The sequence below is a fragment of the Streptomyces marincola genome, assembly GCF_020410765.1.
Taxonomy (GTDB): domain Bacteria; phylum Actinomycetota; class Actinomycetes; order Streptomycetales; family Streptomycetaceae; genus Streptomyces; species Streptomyces marincola.
In genome coordinates this window covers 4,297,043-4,317,086 of sequence record NZ_CP084541.1, presented here as the reverse complement: position 1 = coordinate 4,317,086, position 20,044 = coordinate 4,297,043, and the positions used below count along the sequence as shown (strand labels likewise).

General features: G+C 69.3%; 15 protein-coding genes and 1 tRNA gene. 2 read left to right on the top strand and 14 right to left on the bottom strand.

What is annotated here, in order from left to right; all coding sequences use genetic code 11:
• Positions 1–41: 41 nt before the first annotated feature.
• The 13 genes from fusA to LC193_RS18880 form a co-directional block, all read right to left on the bottom strand.
• Positions 42–2,165 (bottom strand): elongation factor G, encoded by a 2,124-nt coding sequence (gene fusA / locus LC193_RS18940; protein WP_226075802.1) that lies wholly within the window; start codon positions 2,163–2,165, stop codon positions 42–44.
• A gap of 38 nt (positions 2,166–2,203) precedes the next feature.
• Positions 2,204–2,674, bottom strand: coding sequence for a 30S ribosomal protein S7 (gene rpsG / locus LC193_RS18935; protein WP_049572475.1), 471 nt, complete (start codon positions 2,672–2,674; stop codon positions 2,204–2,206).
• Between the two features lie 2 nt (positions 2,675–2,676).
• The gene (gene rpsL / locus LC193_RS18930; protein ID WP_049572471.1) at positions 2,677–3,048 is read right to left on the bottom strand and encodes a 30S ribosomal protein S12; all 372 of its coding nucleotides are present in this window, start codon (positions 3,046–3,048) and stop codon (positions 2,677–2,679) included.
• A gap of 355 nt (positions 3,049–3,403) precedes the next feature.
• Positions 3,404–7,303 (bottom strand): DNA-directed RNA polymerase subunit beta', encoded by a 3,900-nt coding sequence (locus LC193_RS18925; protein ID WP_226075799.1) that lies wholly within the window; start codon positions 7,301–7,303, stop codon positions 3,404–3,406.
• Between the two features lie 94 nt (positions 7,304–7,397).
• Positions 7,398–10,883: a DNA-directed RNA polymerase subunit beta gene (gene rpoB / locus LC193_RS18920; RefSeq protein ID WP_226075795.1), complete on the bottom strand. Its 3,486-nt coding sequence runs from the start codon at positions 10,881–10,883 to the stop codon at positions 7,398–7,400.
• A gap of 513 nt (positions 10,884–11,396) precedes the next feature.
• Positions 11,397–11,783, bottom strand: coding sequence for a 50S ribosomal protein L7/L12 (gene rplL / locus LC193_RS18915; RefSeq protein ID WP_086158615.1), 387 nt, complete (start codon positions 11,781–11,783; stop codon positions 11,397–11,399).
• A gap of 63 nt (positions 11,784–11,846) precedes the next feature.
• Positions 11,847–12,392, bottom strand: coding sequence for a 50S ribosomal protein L10 (rplJ, locus tag LC193_RS18910; RefSeq protein ID WP_226075792.1), 546 nt, complete (start codon positions 12,390–12,392; stop codon positions 11,847–11,849).
• Between the two features lie 237 nt (positions 12,393–12,629).
• Positions 12,630–13,523, bottom strand: coding sequence for a LolA-like protein (locus LC193_RS18905; protein ID WP_226075790.1), 894 nt, complete (start codon positions 13,521–13,523; stop codon positions 12,630–12,632).
• 141 nt (positions 13,524–13,664) lie between these two features.
• Complete coding sequence (gene rplA, locus LC193_RS18900) at positions 13,665–14,381, bottom strand: 50S ribosomal protein L1 (RefSeq protein ID WP_226075788.1); 717 nt, start codon at positions 14,379–14,381, stop codon at positions 13,665–13,667.
• A gap of 88 nt (positions 14,382–14,469) precedes the next feature.
• Positions 14,470–14,901, bottom strand: a complete 432-nt coding sequence (rplK, locus tag LC193_RS18895; protein WP_077059571.1) for a 50S ribosomal protein L11 — start codon at positions 14,899–14,901, stop codon at positions 14,470–14,472.
• Between the two features lie 251 nt (positions 14,902–15,152).
• Positions 15,153–16,043 (bottom strand): transcription termination/antitermination protein NusG, encoded by an 891-nt coding sequence (gene nusG, locus LC193_RS18890; protein WP_226075786.1) that lies wholly within the window; start codon positions 16,041–16,043, stop codon positions 15,153–15,155.
• The gene (secE, locus tag LC193_RS18885; RefSeq protein WP_226078726.1) at positions 16,000–16,269 is read right to left on the bottom strand and encodes a preprotein translocase subunit SecE; all 270 of its coding nucleotides are present in this window, start codon (positions 16,267–16,269) and stop codon (positions 16,000–16,002) included. Before secE ends, nusG begins: the two co-directional genes overlap by 44 nt.
• A 78-nt stretch (positions 16,270–16,347) precedes the next feature.
• Positions 16,348–16,420, bottom strand: a tRNA-Trp gene (locus LC193_RS18880).
• Between the two features lie 167 nt (positions 16,421–16,587).
• Here LC193_RS18880 and LC193_RS18875 point away from each other — a divergent pair.
• Positions 16,588–17,817 (top strand): pyridoxal phosphate-dependent aminotransferase, encoded by a 1,230-nt coding sequence (locus tag LC193_RS18875; RefSeq protein WP_226075783.1) that lies wholly within the window; start codon positions 16,588–16,590, stop codon positions 17,815–17,817.
• Between the two features lie 66 nt (positions 17,818–17,883).
• Positions 17,884–18,912, top strand: a complete 1,029-nt coding sequence (locus LC193_RS18870) for an adenosine deaminase (RefSeq protein WP_226075781.1) — start codon at positions 17,884–17,886, stop codon at positions 18,910–18,912.
• A 30-nt stretch (positions 18,913–18,942) separates the two neighbouring features.
• On the opposite strand, the gene LC193_RS18865 is transcribed toward LC193_RS18870, so the two are convergent.
• On the bottom strand, positions 18,943–19,998 hold the full coding sequence (locus tag LC193_RS18865; protein ID WP_226075779.1) for a UDP-N-acetylmuramate dehydrogenase: 1,056 nt from the start codon (positions 19,996–19,998) through the stop codon (positions 18,943–18,945).
• Between the last annotated feature and the right edge of the window lie 46 nt (positions 19,999–20,044).

Genomic DNA, 20,044 nt, shown 5'->3' with positions numbered 1-20,044 from the left:
GGGGCTCGCGCCCCCGGGTGCCCGTTGCTCCAGCTTAGGGGTTACTCGCCCTTGGCCTTCGCGATGATCTCCTCGGCGACGTTCTTGGGAACCTCACCGTAGGAATCGAACTGCATGCTGTAACTCGCGCGACCGGAGGTCTTGCTGCGCAGGTCACCGACGTAACCGAACATCTCCGACAGGGGCACCAGGGCCTTGACGACCTTCGCGCCGCTGCGGTCCTCCATGGCCTGGATCTGGCCACGGCGGGAGTTGATGTCACCGATGACGTCACCCATGTAATCCTCGGGCGTCGTGACCTCCACGGCCATCAACGGTTCGAGGAGTGCGGGGCTGGCCTTCCGTGCGGCCTCCTTGAACGCCATGGAACCGGCGATCTTGAAGGCCATCTCGGAGGAGTCCACGTCGTGGTACGCGCCGTCGAGCAGGGTCACCTTGACGCCGGTCAGCGGGTAGCCGGCGAGCACGCCGAACTCCATCGCCTCCTGGCAGCCCGCGTCCACCGAGGGGATGTACTCCCTGGGGATGCGACCACCGGTGATCTTGTTCTCGAACTCGTACCCGTCGCCCTCAAGCGGCTCCAGGGCGATCTGCACCTTCGCGAACTGACCGGAGCCACCGGTCTGCTTCTTGTGGGTGTAGTCGACCCGCTCGACGGCCCGGCGCAGGGTCTCCCGGTAGGCGACCTGCGGCTTGCCGACGTTGGCCTCGACCTTGAACTCGCGCTTCATCCGGTCGACCAGCACGTCGAGGTGCAGCTCGCCCATGCCCGAGATGATCGTCTGACCGGTCTCCTGGTCGGCCTTGACCTGGAAGGACGGGTCCTCCTCGGCCAGCCGCTGGATCGCGATGCCCAGCTTCTCCTGGTCGCCCTTGGACTTGGGCTCGATCGCGACCTCGATGACCGGGGCCGGGAAGTCCATGGACTCCAGGATCACCGGCTTCGCCGCGTCGCACAGCGTCTCACCCGTGGTGGTCTGCTTGAGCCCCATCACGGCGACGATGTCGCCGGCGCCGACCCGGTCGATCTCCTCACGCTTGTTGGCGTGCATGCGGTAGATCTTCCCGATCCGCTCCTTCTTCTCCTTGACGGAGTTCTGCACCTGCGCGCCCGCGGTGAGCACGCCGGAGTAGACGCGGATGAAGGTCAGCTTGCCCAGGTGCGGGTCGCTGGCGATCTTGAACGCGAGAGCGGCCAGCGGCTCGTCCTCGGACGGCTTGCGGAGGATGACCTCCTCCGGGTCCCGCGGGGAGTGGCCCTCGACGGCCTCGACGTCCAGCGGCGACGGCAGGTACCGCACGACCGCGTCGAGCAGGGGCTGCACGCCCTTGTTCTTGAAGGCGGTGCCGCAGAACACCGGGGTCACGGTCGAGGAGCCCTCGGCGCCCGTGGACGCGAGGGTGACGCGGCGGACGGCCGCGTAGAGCTGCTCCACGGAAGGCTCTTCGCCCTCCAGGTAGCGCTCCATCATCTCCTCGTCGTTCTCCGCGACGGCCTCGACCAGCTTGGCGTGCCACTCCTCGGCCTGGCCGCGCAGGTCCTCCGGGATGTCGACGACGTCGTACATCTCGCCGAGCTTGGTCTCCTCGGACCACACCAGCGCCTTCATGCGGACGAGGTCGATCACGCCCTTGAAGCCCGCCTCGGCGCCGATCGGCAGCTGCATGACCAGCGGGGTGGCCTTCAGCCGGTCGACGATCATGTCGACGCAGCGGAAGAAGTCCGCCCCGGTGCGGTCCAGCTTGTTCACGAAGCAGATCCGCGGAACGCCGTAGCGGTCCGCCTGACGCCAGACGGTCTCGGACTGCGGCTCGACACCGGCCACACCGTCGAACACCGTGACGGCACCGTCCAGGACGCGCAGCGAGCGCTCCACCTCGACCGTGAAGTCGACGTGCCCGGGGGTGTCGATGATGTTGATCGTGTGGTCGACCTCTTCGAGCGGCCAGTGGCAGGTGGTGGCGGCGGAGGTGATCGTGATGCCGCGCTCCTGCTCCTGCTCCATCCAGTCCATCGTGGCGGCGCCGTCGTGAACCTCACCGATCTTGTAGCTCACGCCGGTGTAGTAAAGGATGCGCTCGGTGGTCGTCGTCTTGCCCGCGTCGATGTGGGCCATGATCCCGATGTTGCGAACCCTGGCCAGGTCAAGTGAAGTGGTAGCCATCTGGCTTCAGTCTTCTCTCGGTCTCGATGGGGTTGCGACTACCAGCGGTAGTGCGCGAAGGCCTTGTTGGACTCGGCCATCTTGTGGGTGTCCTCGCGCTTCTTCACGGAGGCACCGAGCCCGTTGGAGGCGTCGAGCAGCTCGTTCATCAGCCGCTCGGTCATGGTCTTCTCACGGCGGGCGCGGGAGTACCCCACGAGCCAGCGCAGCGCGAGCGTCGAGGAACGCCCGGGACGCACCTCCACCGGCACCTGGTAGGTCGCGCCACCGACACGGCGGGAACGCACCTCAAGGGTCGGCTTCACGTTCTCCAGCGCGCGCTTGAGCGTGATCACCGGGTCGTTGCCGGTCTTGTCCCGCAGCCCCTCCATGGCGCCGTAGACGATGCGCTCGGCGGTGGAGCGCTTGCCGTTCAGCAGCACCTTGTTGATCAGGGAGGTCACCAGAGGAGAGCCGTAGACCGGGTCGATGTGCACCGGCCGCTTCGGGGCAGGGCCCTTACGAGGCATGCTTACTTCTCCTTCTTGGCGCCGTAGCGGCTGCGGGCCTGCTTGCGGTTCTTGACGCCCTGGGTGTCCAGGGAGCCACGGATGATCTTGTAACGAACACCCGGCAGGTCCTTCACACGGCCACCGCGCACCAGCACGATGGAGTGCTCCTGAAGGTTGTGGTTCTCACCCGGAATGTAGGCCGTGACCTCGATCCCGTTGCTCAGCCGGACACGCGCGACCTTGCGCAGCGCCGAGTTCGGCTTCTTCGGCGTGGTGGTGAACACACGCGTGCAGACGCCGCGCCGCTGGGGGGAACCCTCAAGCGCCGGCGTCTTGTTCTTCTCGACCTTGTCCTGCCGGCCCTTGCGGACCAGCTGCTGGATCGTTGGCACGGTTTCTCCGGTTTCTCTGTGCCGATCTCAATAAAGCTAACCTGGGCCACAACACCGACCCACGCGGTCGGGTGTGTCGAAGACTGCGGAATCCTGCCGCTCGCTGACGCGGGGGCGCGGATGCAGATCCCGGAGTTCCTGATGCGGCTGGAAAAGCGCAGGGAACACCCCAGGCACAAGGTCAGAGCCTACCTACCCCACGGGCTGCGGTCAAAACCAGCGGACACGGCGGGGCCCCGGGCCCGCCCGCGGCGGCACGGGAGGGCGCCGGGCGGACGGAGGCGGGCGAGGCGAGGCGGAACAGCGGGGCGGGGCGGCGGGCAGACACGCCCGCCACCCCGCCCCGGGTGACCCTTCAGCCCTGGTAGGGGCCGTAGTCGTAGTCCTCAAGCGGAACGGCCTGCCCGGAGCCGCTGCCGAAGGGCGAGTAGTCGATGTCGTCGTAGCCGACGGCCGAGTACATCGCGGCCTTCGCCTCCTCGGTGGGCTCCACCCGGATGTTCCGGTAACGGGACAGGCCCGTGCCGGCCGGGATCAGCTTACCGATGATCACGTTCTCCTTGAGACCGATCAGCGAGTCCGACTTGGCGTTGATCGCCGCGTCGGTCAGCACCCGGGTCGTCTCCTGGAAGGACGCCGCCGACAGCCACGACTCGGTGGCCAGCGACGCCTTGGTGATGCCCATCAGCTGCGGACGGCCGGAGGCCGGGTGGCCGCCCTCCGCCACGACGCGCCGGTTCTCCGACTCGAACTTCGACCGCTCGACCAGCTCGCCCGGCAGCAGCTCCGCGTCGCCGGACTCGATGATCGTCACCCGGCGCAGCATCTGCCGGACGATGATCTCGATGTGCTTGTCGTGGATCGCCACACCCTGCGAGTTGTAGACCTTCTGGACCTCGCCCACCAGGTAGACCTGCACGGCCCGCTGCCCGAGGATGCGCAGCACGTCGTGCGGGTTGGCCGCGCCGACCGTCAGCGGCTGGCCGACGGTGACGTGGTCGCCCTCGCCCACCAGGAGCCTGGACCGCTTGGAGACCGCGTAGGAGGTCTCGTCCGAGCCGTCGTCCGGGGTGACGATGACCTTCTTGGTCTTCTCGGTCTCCTCGATCCGCACCCGGCCGGCCGACTCGGAGATCGGCGCGACGCCCTTGGGGGTACGGGCCTCGAACAGCTCGACCACACGCGGCAGACCCTGCGTGATGTCCTCACCCGCGACACCGCCGGTGTGGAAGGTACGCATGGTCAGCTGGGTGCCGGGCTCACCGATCGACTGGGCGGCGATGATGCCGACCGCCTCGCCGATGTCCACGAGCTTGCCGGTGGCCAGCGAACGGCCGTAGCACATCGCGCAGGTACCGACCGCGGACTCGCAGGTGAGGACGGAACGGGTCTTGACCGTCTCCACCCCGTGCCGCACCAGCTCGTCGATGAGCACGTCGCCCAGGTCGGTGCCGGCCGGGGCCAGCACCTTGCCCTCGACGACGATGTCCTCGGCCAGGCAGCGCGCGTACACGCTGGACTCGACGTTCTCCGCCTTCCGGAGGACGCCGTCGGCGCCCCGGCCCGCGATCTCCAGCTTCAGGCCGCGGTCGGTGCCGCAGTCCTCCTCGCGGATGATCACGTCCTGGGAGACGTCCACCAGGCGCCGGGTGAGGTACCCGGAGTCGGCGGTCCGCAGCGCGGTGTCCGCCAGACCCTTGCGGGCGCCGTGCGTGGAGATGAAGTACTCAAGCACGGACAGGCCCTCGCGGAACGACGCCTTGATCGGCCGCGGGATCGTCTCGTTCTTCGCGTTGGACACCAGGCCGCGCATGCCCGCGATCTGACGCATCTGCATCATGTTTCCGCGGGCCCCCGAGTCGACCATCATGAAGATGGGGTTCGTCTTGGGGAAGTTGTCGCTCATGGTCTCGGCGACCTCGCCGGTCGCCTTCGTCCAGATCGCGATCAGCTCCTGCGTGCGCTCGTCCTTGGTGATCAGACCGCGCTCGTACTGCTTCTGGACCTTCTCGTCCTGCGCCTCGTAGTTGGCGAGGATGTCCTTCTTCGCCTCGGGCACGACGATGTCGGACACGGCGACGGTGACCCCGGACCTGGTGGCCCAGTGGTAGCCGGCGGCCTTGAGGTTGTCGAGCGTCGCGGCGACGACGACCTTGGGGTAGCGCTCCGCCAGGTCGTTGACGATCCCGGACAGCTGCTTCTTGCCCACGGACTGGTCGACGAACGGGTAGTCCTCGGGCAGCAGCTCGTTGAACAGCGCGCGGCCGAGCGTCGTGCGCAGCCGGAAGCTGTCGCCCGGCTGCCACGCGGGCTCGCCCTCGGCCGGCTCCGGCGGCGTCCAGCCGCGGGGCGGCACGGACCCGACGGGGAACCGGATGTCGATCTTCGCCTGGAGCGACAGCTCGCCGGCGTCGAACGCCATGATGCCCTCGGCGGACGAGGCGAACGACCTGCCCTCGCCCTTGACCTCGCGCTCCTCCTCGTCGGTGGTGAGGAAGAACAGGCCGAGCACCATGTCCTGCGTGGGCATGGTGACCGGACGGCCGTCGGCCGGCTTCAGGATGTTGTTCGAGGACAGCATCAGGATGCGGGCCTCGGCCTGGGCCTCGGCGGACAGCGGCAGGTGCACGGCCATCTGGTCGCCGTCGAAGTCCGCGTTGAACGCGGTGCACACCAGCGGGTGGATCTGGATGGCCTTGCCCTCGACGAGCTGCGGCTCGAACGCCTGGATGCCGAGCCGGTGCAGCGTCGGCGCGCGGTTGAGCAGGACCGGGTGCTCGGCGATGACCTCTTCGAGGACGTCGTACACCACGGTCCGCTGGCGCTCGACCATGCGCTTGGCCGACTTGATGTTCTGCGCGTGGTTCAGGTCGACCAGGCGCTTCATCACGAACGGCTTGAACAGTTCGAGCGCCATCGCCTTCGGCAGGCCGCACTGGTGCAGCTTCAGCTGCGGGCCGACGACGATCACGGAACGGGCCGAGTAGTCGACGCGCTTGCCCAGCAGGTTCTGCCGGAAGCGGCCCTGCTTGCCCTTGAGCATGTCGGACAGCGACTTCAGCGGCCGGTTGCCCGGGCCGGTCACCGGACGCCCGCGGCGGCCGTTGTCGAACAGCGCGTCCACGGCCTCCTGGAGCATCCGCTTCTCGTTGTTCACGATGATCTCGGGCGCACCGAGGTCGAGCAGTCGCTTCAGGCGGTTGTTGCGGTTGATGACACGGCGGTACAGGTCGTTCAGGTCGGAGGTCGCGAAGCGGCCACCGTCGAGCTGCACCATCGGCCGCAGGTCCGGCGGGATGACCGGAACGCAGTCGAGCACCATGCCCTTGGGGCTGTTGGAGGTCTGGAGGAACGCGGAGACGACCTTCAGGCGCTTCAGGGCCCTGGTCTTCTTCTGGCCCTTGCCGGTGCGGATGATCTCCCGCAGCCGCTCGGCCTCCTCGTCGAGGTCGAAGGTCTCCAGGCGCTTCTGGAGCGCCGCGGCGCCCATCGAGCCGTCGAAGTAGGTGCCGAAGCGGTCGCGCAGCTCGCGGTAGAGCAGCTCGTCGCCCTCCAGGTCCTGCACCTTGAGGTTCTTGAAGCGGTTCCAGACCTCTTCCAGACGGTCCAGCTCGCGCTGGGCGCGGTCGCGGAGCTGCTTCATCTCGCGCTCGGCACCCTCGCGCACCTTGCGGCGCGCGTCGGCCTTGGCGCCCTCGGCCTCAAGCTCGGCCAGGTCGGCCTCCTGCTTCTTGGCCCTGGCCTCCAGGTCGGCGTCGCGGCGCTGCTCGATCTGCTGGCGCTCCACCGAGATGTGCGCCTCAAGCGAGGGCAGGTCGCGCGTGCGGCGCTCCTCGTCCACGTACGTGATCATGTACGCGGCGAAGTAGATGACCTTCTCCAGGTCCTTCGGCGCCAGGTCGAGCAGGTAGCCGAGGCGCGAGGGAACGCCCTTGAAGTACCAGATGTGCGTCACGGGCGCGGCCAGCTCGATGTGGCCCATCCGCTCGCGGCGCACCTTGGCGCGGGTCACCTCGACGCCGCAGCGCTCGCAGATGATGCCCTTGAAGCGCACGCGCTTGTACTTGCCGCAGTAGCACTCCCAGTCCCGGGTGGGGCCGAAGATCTTCTCGCAGAAGAGGCCGTCCTTCTCGGGCTTGAGGGTGCGGTAGTTGATGGTCTCCGGCTTCTTGACCTCGCCGTGTGACCACTGACGGATGTCGTCAGCGGTGGCCAGGCCGATCCGCAGCTCGTCGAAGAAGTTGACGTCGAGCACTCTCGTCAATCCCTCTCAGGGTCGTGAGTCAATGGTCCGTCGGGGTCCGGGTGGGGAGGCCGGCCGGGAGGCGTGTCCCGGCCGGGCCGGCCCGTCAGACCTCTTCGACGCTGCTCGGCTCACGCCGGGACAGGTCGATTCCGAGCTCCTCCGCCGCGCGGAAGACGTCCTCGTCGGTGTCGCGCATCTCGATGGACATGCCGTCGGAGGACAGCACCTCCACGTTGAGGCAGAGCGACTGCATCTCCTTGATGAGCACCTTGAAGGACTCCGGGATGCCGGGCTCAGGGATGTTCTCGCCCTTGACGATCGCCTCGTAGACCTTCACCCGGCCGGTGACGTCGTCGGACTTGATCGTCAGCAGCTCCTGGAGGGCGTAGGCGGCGCCGTACGCCTCCAGCGCCCACACCTCCATCTCGCCGAAACGCTGGCCACCGAACTGCGCCTTACCACCGAGCGGCTGCTGGGTGATCATCGAGTAGGGGCCGGTCGAGCGCGCGTGCAGCTTGTCGTCGACCAGGTGGTGCAGCTTCAGGATGTACATGTACCCGATCGAGATCGGGTCGGGGAACGGCTCGCCGGAACGGCCGTCGAACAGCCGGGCCTTGCCCGAGGGCAGCACGAGCCGGTCGCCGTCCCGGTTGGGGATGGTGGACTCGAAGAGACCGGCCATCTCGTCCTCGCGGGCGCCGTCGAACACCGGGGTGGCGACGTTCGTGCCGGGGGCGACGTCGTCGGCGCCGATGGCCGCCAGCCGCTCCTTCCATTCCGCGTCGAGGCCCTCGACCCGCCAGCCCTGGGAGGCCAGCCAGCCCAGGTGGATCTCCAGCACCTGTCCCGGGTTCATGCGGGAGGGCACGCCGAGCGGGTTGAGGATGATGTCGACCGGGGTGCCGTCCTCCATGAACGGCATGTCCTCGACGGGCAGGATCTTGGAGATCACGCCCTTGTTGCCGTGCCGGCCGGCGAGCTTGTCGCCGTCGGTGATCTTGCGCTTCTGGGCCACGTAGACCCGGACCAGCTGGTTGACGCCGGGGGGCAGCTCGTCGCCCTCCTCGCGGTCGAAGACGCGGACGCCGATGACCTTGCCGGTCTCGCCGTGCGGCACCTTCAGCGAGGTGTCGCGGACCTCGCGCGCCTTCTCGCCGAAGATCGCGCGCAGCAGCCGCTCCTCGGGGGTCAGCTCGGTCTCGCCCTTCGGGGTGACCTTGCCGACCAGGATGTCCCCGGCCTCGACTTCGGCGCCGATGCGGATGATGCCGCGGTCGTCGAGGTCGGCGAGGACCTCCTCGGAGACGTTCGGGATGTCCCGGGTGATCTCCTCGGGGCCCAGCTTGGTGTCGCGGGCGTCGACCTCGTGCTCCTCGATGTGGATCGAGGAGAGGACGTCGTCCTGCACCAGGCGCTGGGAGAGGATGATCGCGTCCTCGTAGTTGTAGCCCTCCCAGGGCATGAACGCGACCAGCAGGTTCTTGCCGAGGGCCATCTCGCCGCGCTGGGTCGAGGGGCCGTCCGCGATGACCTGGCCGGCGACCACGCGGTCGCCCTCCTCGACCAGGACCTTCTGGTTGTAGGAGGTGCCCTGGTTCGAGCGGTGGAACTTCGCCAGCCGGTGGGTGACGTTCGTGCCGTCGTCGTTGGCGATGGTGATGTAGTCGGCGGAGACGTCGGTGATCGAGCCGTCCTGCGCGGCCTTGATCACGTCGCCCGCGTCGACCGCGGACCGGTACTCCATGCCGGTGCCGACCAGCGGCGACTCGGCCTGGATGAGCGGCACGGCCTGGCGCATCATGTTCGAGCCCATGAGGGCGCGGTTGGCGTCGTCGTGCTCAAGGAACGGGATCATGGCGGTCGCGACCGACACCATTTGGCGCGGCGAGACGTCCATGTAGTGGACCTCGGAGCCGGTCACGTAGTCGATCTCGCCGCCGCGGCGGCGGACGAGGACGCGGCCCTCGGCGAAGTGGTAGTCGTCCGTCAGCCGCGCGTTGGCCTGCGCGATGACGTACCTGTCCTCCTCGTCGGCGGTCAGGTAGTGCACCTCGTCGGTGACGACGCCGTCGGTGACCTTGCGGTACGGGGTCTCGACGAAGCCGAACGCGTTCACCCGGCCGAAGGCGGCGAGCGAGCCGATCAGGCCGATGTTCGGGCCTTCCGGGGTCTCGATCGGGCACATGCGGCCGTAGTGCGAGGGGTGCACGTCGCGGACTTCGAGGCCGGCCCGCTCACGGCTCAGACCGCCGGGGCCGAGCGCCGAGAGGCGGCGCTTGTGGGTCAGCCCGGACAGCGGGTTGGTCTGGTCCATGAACTGCGACAGCTGGCTGGTGCCGAAGAACTCCTTGATGGAGGCGACGACCGGCCGGATGTTGATCAGGGTCTGCGGCGTGATCGCCTCGACGTCCTGCGTGGTCATGCGCTCGCGGACGACGCGCTCCATGCGGGCGAGGCCGGTGCGGACCTGGTTCTGGATCAGCTCGCCGACGTTGCGCAGGCGGCGGTTGCCGAAGTGGTCGATGTCGTCCGTCTCGACGACGATCGTCCGCCCGCCCTCGACGGCGGCCTCGGTCTCGCCCGCGTGCAGCCGGACCAGGTACTTGATGGTCGCGACGATGTCCTCGACGGTGAGCACGCCGGCGTCCAGCGGCTCGTCCCCGCCGAGCTTCTTGTTGATCTTGTAGCGGCCGACCTTGGCCAGGTCGTAGCGCTTGGGGTTGAAGTACAGGTTCTCCAGCAGGGTCTGCGCGGCCTCGCGGGTCGGCGGCTCGCCCGGACGGAGCTTGCGGTAGATGTCGAGCAGCGCGTCGTCCTGCCCCTGGGTGTGGTCCTTCTCCAGGGTGGCGCGCATGGACTCGTACTCGCCGAACTCCTCAAGGATCTGCTCGGACGTCCAGCCGAGCGCCTTCAGGAGCACGGTCACCGACTGCTTGCGCTTGCGGTCGATGCGGACGCCGACCATGTCGCGCTTGTCGATCTCCATCTCCAGCCAGGCACCCCGGGACGGGATGATCTTGGCGGAGAACAGGTCCTTGTCCGACGTCTTGTCGATGCTGCTGTCGAAGTAGACGCCGGGCGAGCGGACCAGCTGCGACACCACGACACGCTCGGTGCCGTTGATCACGAAGGTGCCCTTGTTGGTCATCAGGGGGAAGTCGCCCATGAAGACCGTCTGGGACTTGATCTCGCCGGTCTCGTTGTTGGTGAACTCCGCCGTGACGAAGAGCGGCGCGGCGTAGGTGAAGTCCCGCTCCTTGCACTCGTCGATCGAGTTCTTCGGGGGCTCGAAGCGGTGGTCGCGGAAGGTCAGCGACATGGAGCCGGAGAAGTCCTCGATCGGCGAGATCTCCTCGAAGATCTCCTCCAGGCCCGACTTGGTCGGAACGTCCTGTCCACTCTCCAACGCGGCCTCGACGCGGGCTTTCCAGGCGTCATTACCGAGGAGCCAGTCGAAGCTCTCGGTCTGTAGCGCGAGGAGATTCGGAACCTCTAGCGGCTCCTTGATCTTCGCAAAAGAGACACGCAGGGGTGCGGTGCTGGTGCCATTATTCGTACTGACGGTCGAGGCGTTGCGCGAGGCGGCCAAGAGGGGGTCCTTCCGAGGGCTCGGACTCTCTGCGCGCGTACCGGCCCTCCTGGTGACGGGCAGGGAGCAGCCAGGCAGCGCAAAGGGTCAGTGTAGCCATAAGACCCACTGATGTCCAATGTGCGGACCACCCCCGCCTTCGCGGGGACAGCGCCTCGCCATCGACGAGGAGTCACCTCGCGTCCTTCTCACGCACTGCCCGTCCAACGCCCTCGGGACCGGCACCCGACCGCCTCGAAGACCGGGTACGAATCCGTCTGCCGCATCACTTCCCGCGCCGCCGTGGATTCATGCCTCGAATCGTGGACCGATCTGGCGGCGCGAGAAGGAGAATCCCGTGCCCGGAGCGGTTCGTCAAGGGCCCTGCTCCCGCCGGGGCCCGGCGGCCGGGCGACCGATGATCACCATACCCCGGCTCGCGCCGGGGGCAAGGAGACCGTCTCGGAAAAGCCCGGGGGCGACCACCCGACTGGATGATCGCCCCTGGCTGGAGCCACACGTGGTGGCTCGGGGTCACTTGACCTCGACGCCCGCGCCGGCGGCCTCAAGGGACTCCTTGGCCTTCTCGGCGGCCTCCTTGTTGACCTTCTCGAGAACCGGCTTCGGCGTGTTGTCGACCAGCTCCTTGGCCTCCTTCAGGCCGAGGGAGGTCAGCTCGCGCACGACCTTGATGACCTGGATCTTCTTGTCGCCCGCACCGGTGAGGACGACGTCGAACTCGTCCTTCTCCGGCTCGGCCTCGGCGGCGGCGCCACCGCCGGCCGGGGCAGCCGCGACGGCGACCGGCGCGGCGGCCTCGACGTCGAACCTCTCCTCGAACTTCTTCAGGAAGTCGGAGAGCTCAAGCAGGGTCATCGTCTCGAACTGCTCAAGCAGCTCGTCCTGGCTCAGCTTCGCCATGATGGCGGTCCTTCCACTTCAGTCGGCTGGTGCCGGATGGTTGTGTCTCGGGCGGGGGGTTGCCTACTCGGCCGGAGCCGATTCGCCGGCACCGCCCTGCTCGACCTTGCTGCGCAGCGCGTCCGTGGTGCGGGCGAACTTGAGCAGCGGCGCCTGGAAGGTCGCCGCGGCCTTCGCCATGGACGCCTTCATGCCGCCGGCCAGCTTGGCGAGCAGCACCTCGCGGGACTCGAGGTCCGCGAGCTTGTTGATCTCCTCGGCGCTCAGCGCCTTGCCCTCAAGGAAACCGCCCTTGATGACAAGCGCCGGGTGCTCCTTGGCGAAGTCGCGCAGACCCTTCGCGGCCTCGACCGGGTCGCCGGTCACGAAGGCGACGGCCGTCGAGCCCTGGAGGTACTCGTCGAGCCCGGTGACACCGGCCTCGTTGGCCGCGATCTTGGTCAGCGTGTTCTTCGACACACGGTACTGGGCGTTCTCACCGAGCGAGCGGCGCAGATTCTTGAGCTGCGCCACGGTGAGCCCGGTGTACGCCGTGACGACGGCCGCGTTGGAGTTCTCGAACTTCTGCTTGATCTCCGCGACAGCCGCGCTCTTATCGGGGGTCGCCATAACCTCGGCCCTCCTTCCGGGTCAATCGGGACCGCACGGAAGGAACCGGACAAACGAAACGCCCCGGGCGCAGGCGCTCAGGGCGGACGGACACAGGGGTCCCGCTGAATCAACCTGCGCGGGCCGTCCGCATCAGCGGAGCCTTCGGCCACACAGGATTCGCACGGAATCCCGGATGGCAACCAGCGGTCTTTGGCTACCGGACGAGATTACGCGAACGGCCCCGCGCCAGGCAAATCAGCCCTGTTCCAGCCCGGTACGCAGCTGCTGGAGCAGCTGCATGAAGTCGATGGTCTCCTCGGCGGGCGGCGTCTCGACGGCCACCTCGGTGCCGAAGTCGCGGTAGGCGACCTCGTACTCCACCGGGCCCTGGTCCGTCGAGTACGTCTGGTGGATGCGCACCGGCAGGTCGTTCTCGTCGACCCACACGTCCAGGTGGTAGTCGTCGATGCCCTGCTCGCTCATGGCGTCGACGAGCCGGGCGCGCTCCTCCTCGGTGAGGAAGTCGGCGCCCCCGCTGCCGAGGGCGTCCTCGGTGGTGATGGTGCCCCGGTAGTGGCTGACCTCGGCCCCGTCCAGCGTCTCCTCGCCGACCAGTTCGATCTCGGGCGACTCAAGCAGCAGCGCCAGCTGCTGGGCCGGGTCCTGGTTCGCGGAGTCGAGGCCGAACGACATGGTCCCGGCGACCGACTCGTCCCCGATCTCCTCGGCGAGCGCCATCGGGTCGAACGAGACCCACGTGCGCCCGCCGCTCCCGGCCGCGAACGCCTCCCCGAGGTCCATGTACATCACGTCGTCGACCCACACGACCGGCACCTCCTCGGGCGCCGCGGGGTCGGCTTCGAGCGCGGAACCACTGACCATCAGGTCCATGGCCAGCTCGGACTCCCAGGCCATGGAACCCGTCATCTCCATGTCGCCGCCCATCGACTCCGGCGCGCGCATGGTGGCGACGAACTCGGCCGAGGTCACCTCCCTGGTGGTCTCCGCGGCGAGCGAGACCGCGTCGAACGCGGCGCTGCCCTGCCCCCCGCCGCCGTCACCCGACCCGCCGGCGTCACCGCACGCGGCCGAGCCGGCGAGCAGTGCGGCCGTCGCGGCGCCCAGCGCGACCTTGCGTGTGGAAGGCATGGTCTCTCCGCCTTTTCCGTGAGGTGCCGACGCTTTCTTCGTACAAGCGTCACGCTAACCGAGCACGAAGGCAACAAAAACGCCCGCCCCCGCTCTGTGACGAAACGGGGACGGGCCTGCCATACGGGACGTACGGCGGAATCAGACGGCGGTCTCCTCCGCCATGAAGTCGCGGGTGCGGTTGGTGTCGACCGGCACGCCCGGGCCCATGGTGGTGGTGATGATCGCCTTCTTCAGGTAACGGCCCTTGGCCGCCGACGGCTTGAGCCGGAGGATCTCCTCAAGCGCCGCCGCGTAGTTCTCCACGAGCTGCGCCTCGGCGAACGACACCTTGCCGATCACGAAGTGCAGGTTCGCGTGCTTGTCGACGCGGAACTCGATCTTGCCGCCCTTGATGTCGGTGACGGCCTTGGCCACGTCGGGGGTGACGGTGCCGGTCTTCGGGTTCGGCATCAGACCGCGGGGGCCGAGCACCCGGCCGAGACGGCCGACCTTGCCCATCAGGTCCGGCGTCGCGACGACCGCGTCGAAGTCGAGACGGCCGCCCGCGACCTCCTCGATCAGCTCGTCGGTGCCGACGATGTCGGCGCCCGCGGCCTCCGCCGCAGCCGCGCGCTCACCGGTGGCGAAGACCAGGACCCGGGCGGTCTTGCCGGTGCCGTGCGGCAGGTTGACGGTGCCGCGGACCATCTGGTCGGCCTTGCGCGGGTCGACGCCCAGGCGCATGGCGACCTCGACGGTCGCGTCGAACTTGGTGGTCGAGGTGTCCTTGGCGAGCCGGACCGCCTCAAGCGGCGCGTAGACGCGGGTCCTGTCGACCTTGGCGTCCGCGCCGCGGAGGTTCTTGCTGCGCTTCACTGCTGCTCCTGCACGTGGTGATCGTTGTCGTGGAGTCGTGGTCCGGGCCAGCGCCTGGCCCTGCCACGGGGCGGGGGAACGCCGGGGCTCAGCCCTCGACGGTCACCCCCATGGAACGGGCCGTGCCGGCGATGATCTTCTCGGCGGCGTCCAGGTCGTTGGCGTTGAGGTCGGGCATCTTGGTGGTGGCGATCTCCCTGACCTGGTCGCGCGTGATCTTGGCGACCTTGGTCTTGTGGGGCTCGCCCGAGCCCTTCTCCACGCCCGCGGCCTTGAGGATCATCTTGGCGGCCGGCGGGGTCTTGGTGATGAAGGTGAAGGAGCGGTCCTCGTAGACCGTGATCTCCACCGGGATGACCCAGCCGCGCTGCGACTCGGTCGCGGCGTTGTAGGCCTTGCAGAACTCCATGATGTTGACACCGTGCTGACCCAGCGCGGGGCCCACAGGCGGCGCGGGGTTGGCCGCGCCGGCCTGGATCTGGAGCTTGATCAGCCCTGTGACTTTCTTCCTTGGCGGCATGCGCTCGCCCTCCGGGTCTTGAGGTTTTTCCGAGTGCCCCGCGGGCCGGCTCTCCCCCAGGCCGCGCGCAGGCATACCGCACCACGGTAGCGGCTGACGCCACCCGGCCAAAATCGGCGGCCCACCGGGCACGGGAACGGCGGCCCCCGCACCCTTCCGCGGCCCCGCCGGGCCGCGCGCACGGGCGCAGCGAGAAGCCCCCGCCGGCCACGGATCAGGCCGGCGGGGGCTCCCCCGCGTTCGTGCGGGTGTCAGTTCTTCTGGATCTGGTCGAAGCTCAGCTCGACCGGGGTCTCCCGGCCGAAGATCTCGACGAGGCCCTTGACCTTCTTGGAGTCCGGGCTGATCTCGTTGATCGTGGCCTGGAGCGTCGCGAACGGGCCGTCGGTGACCGTCACGGAGTCGCCCACCTCGAAGTCGAGGACCTGCACCTCGACCTTGCGGCCGGCCGACGGGGCGCCGCCCTCGGCCGCGGCCTGCTCGGCCGCCTTCTGCTCGGCCTCGGGGGCCAGCATCTTCACGATCTCGTCGAGCGTCAGCGGGTAGGGGTCGTAGGCGTTGCCCACGAAGCCGGTGACGCCCGGGGTGTTGCGCACCACGCCCCAGGACTCGTTCGTCAGGTCCATGCGCACCAGCACGTAGCTGGGCAGCTTGTTCTGCCTGATGGTGCGCCGGTCGCCGTTCTTGATCTGGACGACCTCTTCCTGCGGCACCTCGACCTGGAAGATGTAGTCCTCGACGTTGAGCGAGACGGAACGCTGTTCCAGGTTCGTCTTGACGCGGTTCTCGTAGCCCGCGTAGGTGTGCACGACGTACCACTCGCCGGGCAGGGCGCGCAGTTCCTCGCGCAGCTCGGCCACGGGGTCGACCGGCGCGGACTGCTCCTGCTCCGGTTCCGGCTCCTCGGCCTCCTCCACCGGCTGCTCCGGCTCCTCCGCGACCTCCCGGGCACCGTCGGCCTCGGGACGGTCGGCGGCCTCGGCCGTCGCCTCGGTGTCGCGGGCGGTGTCCTCGACCTCGGCGTCGGGCGCGGCGTCGTACGGATTCGGGTCAGACACGGTAGCTGCTTCTTCCTGACTTTCGGACGAGGTGGTGAGATCAGCCGAAGACGTACTCGACGACGCGGCTGAAACCCCAGTCAAGCACGGTCAGGATCAGGATGACGACGACAACGAAGACGATCACTGCCGTGGTGTAGGTCGTGAGCTGGCGGCGCGAGGGCCAGACGACCTTCCGCAGCTCGGCGATCACCTGCCGGTAGAAGAGGGCGAGGCGGCCGAGCGGCCCCCTCTTGGCGCGCCGGCCGCGACGGCCGGTGCCCTCGCCCCGGGGCTCTCGGGGCTCTGGCGTCTCCACGGAGTCCGTGATCCCAGCCACTCGTCCTCACCTGATCCCGGTCATGGTCATAAGCCGCCCGGCCACCCGGACGGCTTTTCATTTTGATAGCAGGGCCGGAGGGACTTGAACCCCCAACCGCTGGTTTTGGAGACCAGTGCTCTACCAATTGAGCTACGACCCTTTGCCGCGTGGTGCCCGACAACGTACCGCATCAGGGACCAACGGTGAGGAGTGTACGTGGTGAAACGCCTGTCGTCGAACGGGAAGTGGCGAGGAGGCCCGTTCGGGAGCGCGCCGCCCCCCGCGACCAGGGTGCCGTTCCCGGGCGCCGTCTGGGACGATGCCCCTATGAGTGCCGCATCATCTTCCCCTGTCGGCCGCCGGGTCTCGGCCCGGATCGGCGCCATCTCCGAGTCCGCGACCCTGGCGGTGGACGCCAAGGCCAAGGCCCTGAAGGCCGCCGGGCGACCGGTGATCGGCTTCGGCGCCGGCGAGCCCGACTTCCCGACGCCCGAGTACATCGTCGACGCCGCCGTCGAGGCGTGCCGCACGCCGCGCTTCCACCGCTACACGCCGCCGGGCGGGCTGCCGGAGCTGAAGGAGGCGCTGGCCGCGAAGACGCTGCGCGACTCCGGGTACCGCGTGGACCCGGCGCAGGTGCTGGTGACCAACGGCGGCAAGCAGGCGATCTACGAGGCGTTCGCGGCGCTGCTCGACCCGGGCGACGAGGTCATCGTCCCCGCTCCGTACTGGACCACCTACCCCGAGTCGATCCGGCTGGCCGGTGGCGTTCCCGTGGACGTCGTCGCCGACGAGACGACCGGCTACCGGGTGTCGGTCGAGCAGCTTGAGGCGGCCCGCACCGAGCGCACGAAGGTGCTGCTGTTCGTCTCGCCGTCCAACCCGACGGGCGCGGTGTACTCCCGCGAGCAGACCGAGGAGATCGGCCGCTGGGCGGCGGAGCACGGCCTGTGGGTGCTGACCGACGAGATCTACGAGCACCTGGTGTACGGCGGGGCGAGCGCGACGTCGCTGCCGGTCGCGGTGCCCGAGCTGGCGGACCGCTGCGTCGTGGTGAACGGCGTCGCCAAGACCTACGCGATGACCGGCTGGCGGGTGGGCTGGCTGATCGGCCCCAAGGACGTGATCAAGGCGGCGACGAACCTCCAGTCGCACGCCACCTCCAACGTCAGCAACGTGGCGCAGGCCGCGGCGCTCGCGGCCGTCTCGGGCGACCTGACCGCGGTGGAGCGCATGCGGGAGGCGTTCGACCGGCGGCGCCGCACGATCGTGCGCATGCTGAACGAGATCGACGGCGTTGACTGCCCGGAGCCCGAGGGGGCGTTCTACGCCTACCCGTCCGTGAAGGCGCTGCTGGGCCGGGAGATCCGCGGCCGGCGGCCCGAGACCACCCTCGAACTCGCGGGCGTGCTGCTCGAAGAGGCCGAGGTCGCGGTCGTGCCGGGTGAGGCGTTCGGCACACCCGGCTACCTGCGGCTGTCCTACGCGCTGGGCGACGACGACCTCGTCGAGGGCGTCTCGCGGCTCCAGAAGCTGCTGGGCGAGGCCGCGGGCTGAGTCCCGCCGGGCACGCGGCGGGCACTCGACTACCGGTCGCGGGCGGGTGTGCGGCAAGATCTGGGAATGGATCGTGTCGCCCCCGTCCGTGACCTGCGCTCACTGCCCAAGGCCCATTTGCATCTGCACTTCACCGGCTCGATGCGCCCGGCCACCCTGCTCGAACTGGCCGACCGGTACGGCGTGCGCCTCCCCGAGGCGCTGAGCGGCGGGGAGCCGCCGCAGTTGCGGGCCACGGACGAACGCGGCTGGTTCCGCTTCCAGCGGCTGTACGACATCGCACGCTCGTGCCTGCGGTCGCCCGACGACATCAGGCGCCTGGTGCGCGAGGCCGCGGAGGAGGACATCAGGGACGGCTCCCGCTGGCTGGAGATCCAGGTGGACCCGACCTCGTACGCGCCGCGGCTCGGCGGCCTCACGCCGGCGCTCGACATCATCCTCGACGCGGTGGAGACCACCTCGCGCGAGACGGGTCTTGGGATGCGGGTGGTGATCGCGGCCAGCCGCATCAGGCACCCGCTCGACGCCAGGACGCTGGCGCGGCTCGCGGTGCGCCACCGCGATCGCGGCATCGTGGGCTTCGGGCTGTCCAACGACGAACGCCGGGGCTTCGCACGTGACTTCGACCGGGCGTTCGCGATCGCCAGGGAGGGCGGGCTGCTCGCGGCGCCGCACGGCGGCGAGCTCTCCGGCCCTGCGAGCGTGCGGGACTGCCTCGACGACCTGCGGGCGGCCAGGATCGGGCACGGCGTGCGGGCCGTGGAGGACCCGCGCCTGCTGGAGCGGCTGGCCGGGTCGGGGGTGACGTGCGAGGTGTGCCCGGCGTCGAACGTGGCCCTCGGCGTGTACGACACGTTCGCCCAGGTGCCGCTGCGGCAGCTGTGGGAGGCCGGGGTGCCGATGGCGCTGGGCGCCGACGACCCGCTGCTCTTCGGCTCGCGGCTGGCCGCGCAGTACGAGATCGCGCGCGAGCACCACGGGTTCACGGACGCGGAACTCGCCGAGCTGGCGCGGCAGTCCGTGCGGGCCTCGGCGGCGCCCGAGGAGGTGCGGGAGAAGATCCTGCTCGACATCGACGCGTGGCTCGCGTCGTGACGCGCCCGCGGGGCGCGGCCGGCCGCGGGGTCAGAGCGCGGTGCCGACGGTCACCGGCTCGTTGACCAGGGTCACGCCGAACGCCTCCCGCACGCCGTCGCGCACCTCGCGGGCCAGCGCGAGCAGGTCGGCGGTGCGGGCGTCGCCGCGGTTGGTGAGGGCCAGGGTGTGCTTGCCCGAGATGCGGGCGGGGCCCGTCCCGTAGCCCTTGGTGAAGCCGGCCCGGTCGATGAGCCAGGCCGCGGACGTCTTGGTGCGGCCGGGGCCCGCCGGGTAGGCGGGCGGGAGGATGTCGGGGCCGAGCCGCCGGGCGACGGCGGCGAGGAACGCGGCGTAGGCGGCCTCGTCGAGCACGGGGTTGGTGAAGAAGGACCCGGCGGACCACGTGTCGTGGTCCTCGGGGTCGAGCACCATGCCCTTGCCCGCGCGCAGTTCGAGCACGGCGTCGCGGGCGGCGGCGAGCGGGACCCGGCCGCCGGGCTCGGCGCCGAGCCGGCGGGCGACCTCGGCGTACCGCAGCGGTCCCGAGAGCCCGGCGGCGTCTTCGAGCCGGAAACGGACCCGCAGCACCACGAACCGGTCGGGGTCGGCCTTGAAACGACTGTGCCGGTAGCCGAAGTCGCACGCGGCGGCCGGGATGGTGCGCGTGGTGCGGTCGGCGCGGTCGTAGGCGACGACCTCGGTGACGGTGGAGGACACCTCCTGGCCGTAGGCGCCGACGTTCTGGATCGGCGTGGCGCCCGCGGAGCCGGGGATGCCGGCCAGGCACTCGATGCCGGCGAGCCCCGCGTCGACGGTCCGCGCGACGGCGTCGGCCCAGGTCTCGCCCGCGGCGAGTTCGAGCAGGGTGCCGTCGAGGCGGAAGCCCGTGGTCGCCACGCGCAGCGCGGTGCCGGGGAAGCCGGAGTCGGCGATGACGAGATTGCTCCCGCCGCCGATGATCAGCAGCGGGGTCCCGGCGGCGTCGGCCTCGCGGACGGCCTCGATCACCTGTTCATCGGTGACCGCGGTGACCAGGCGCCGCGCGGGGCCGCCGAGTCGCAGCGTGGTCAACGGGGCGAGCGGGGCGTTCTCGATCACGTGCACGAGGCCAGGATAGGCCGGTGGGGCGCGGGGAACGACCGCCGGCGGC

Coding starts and splice junctions, on each gene's coding strand:
- fusA (WP_226075802.1), bottom strand. CDS start 2,165: ATGGCTACCACTTCACTTGACCTGGCCAGGGTTCGCAACATCGGGATC.
- rpsG (WP_049572475.1), bottom strand. CDS start 2,674: ATGCCTCGTAAGGGCCCTGCCCCGAAGCGGCCGGTGCACATCGACCCG.
- rplL (WP_086158615.1), bottom strand. CDS start 11,783: ATGGCGAAGCTGAGCCAGGACGAGCTGCTTGAGCAGTTCGAGACGATG.
- rplJ (WP_226075792.1), bottom strand. CDS start 12,392: ATGGCGACCCCCGATAAGAGCGCGGCTGTCGCGGAGATCAAGCAGAAG.
- LC193_RS18905 (WP_226075790.1), bottom strand. CDS start 13,523: ATGCCTTCCACACGCAAGGTCGCGCTGGGCGCCGCGACGGCCGCACTG.
- rplK (WP_077059571.1), bottom strand. CDS start 14,901: ATGCCGCCAAGGAAGAAAGTCACAGGGCTGATCAAGCTCCAGATCCAG.
- LC193_RS18875 (WP_226075783.1), top strand. CDS start 16,588: ATGAGTGCCGCATCATCTTCCCCTGTCGGCCGCCGGGTCTCGGCCCGG.
- LC193_RS18870 (WP_226075781.1), top strand. CDS start 17,884: ATGGATCGTGTCGCCCCCGTCCGTGACCTGCGCTCACTGCCCAAGGCC.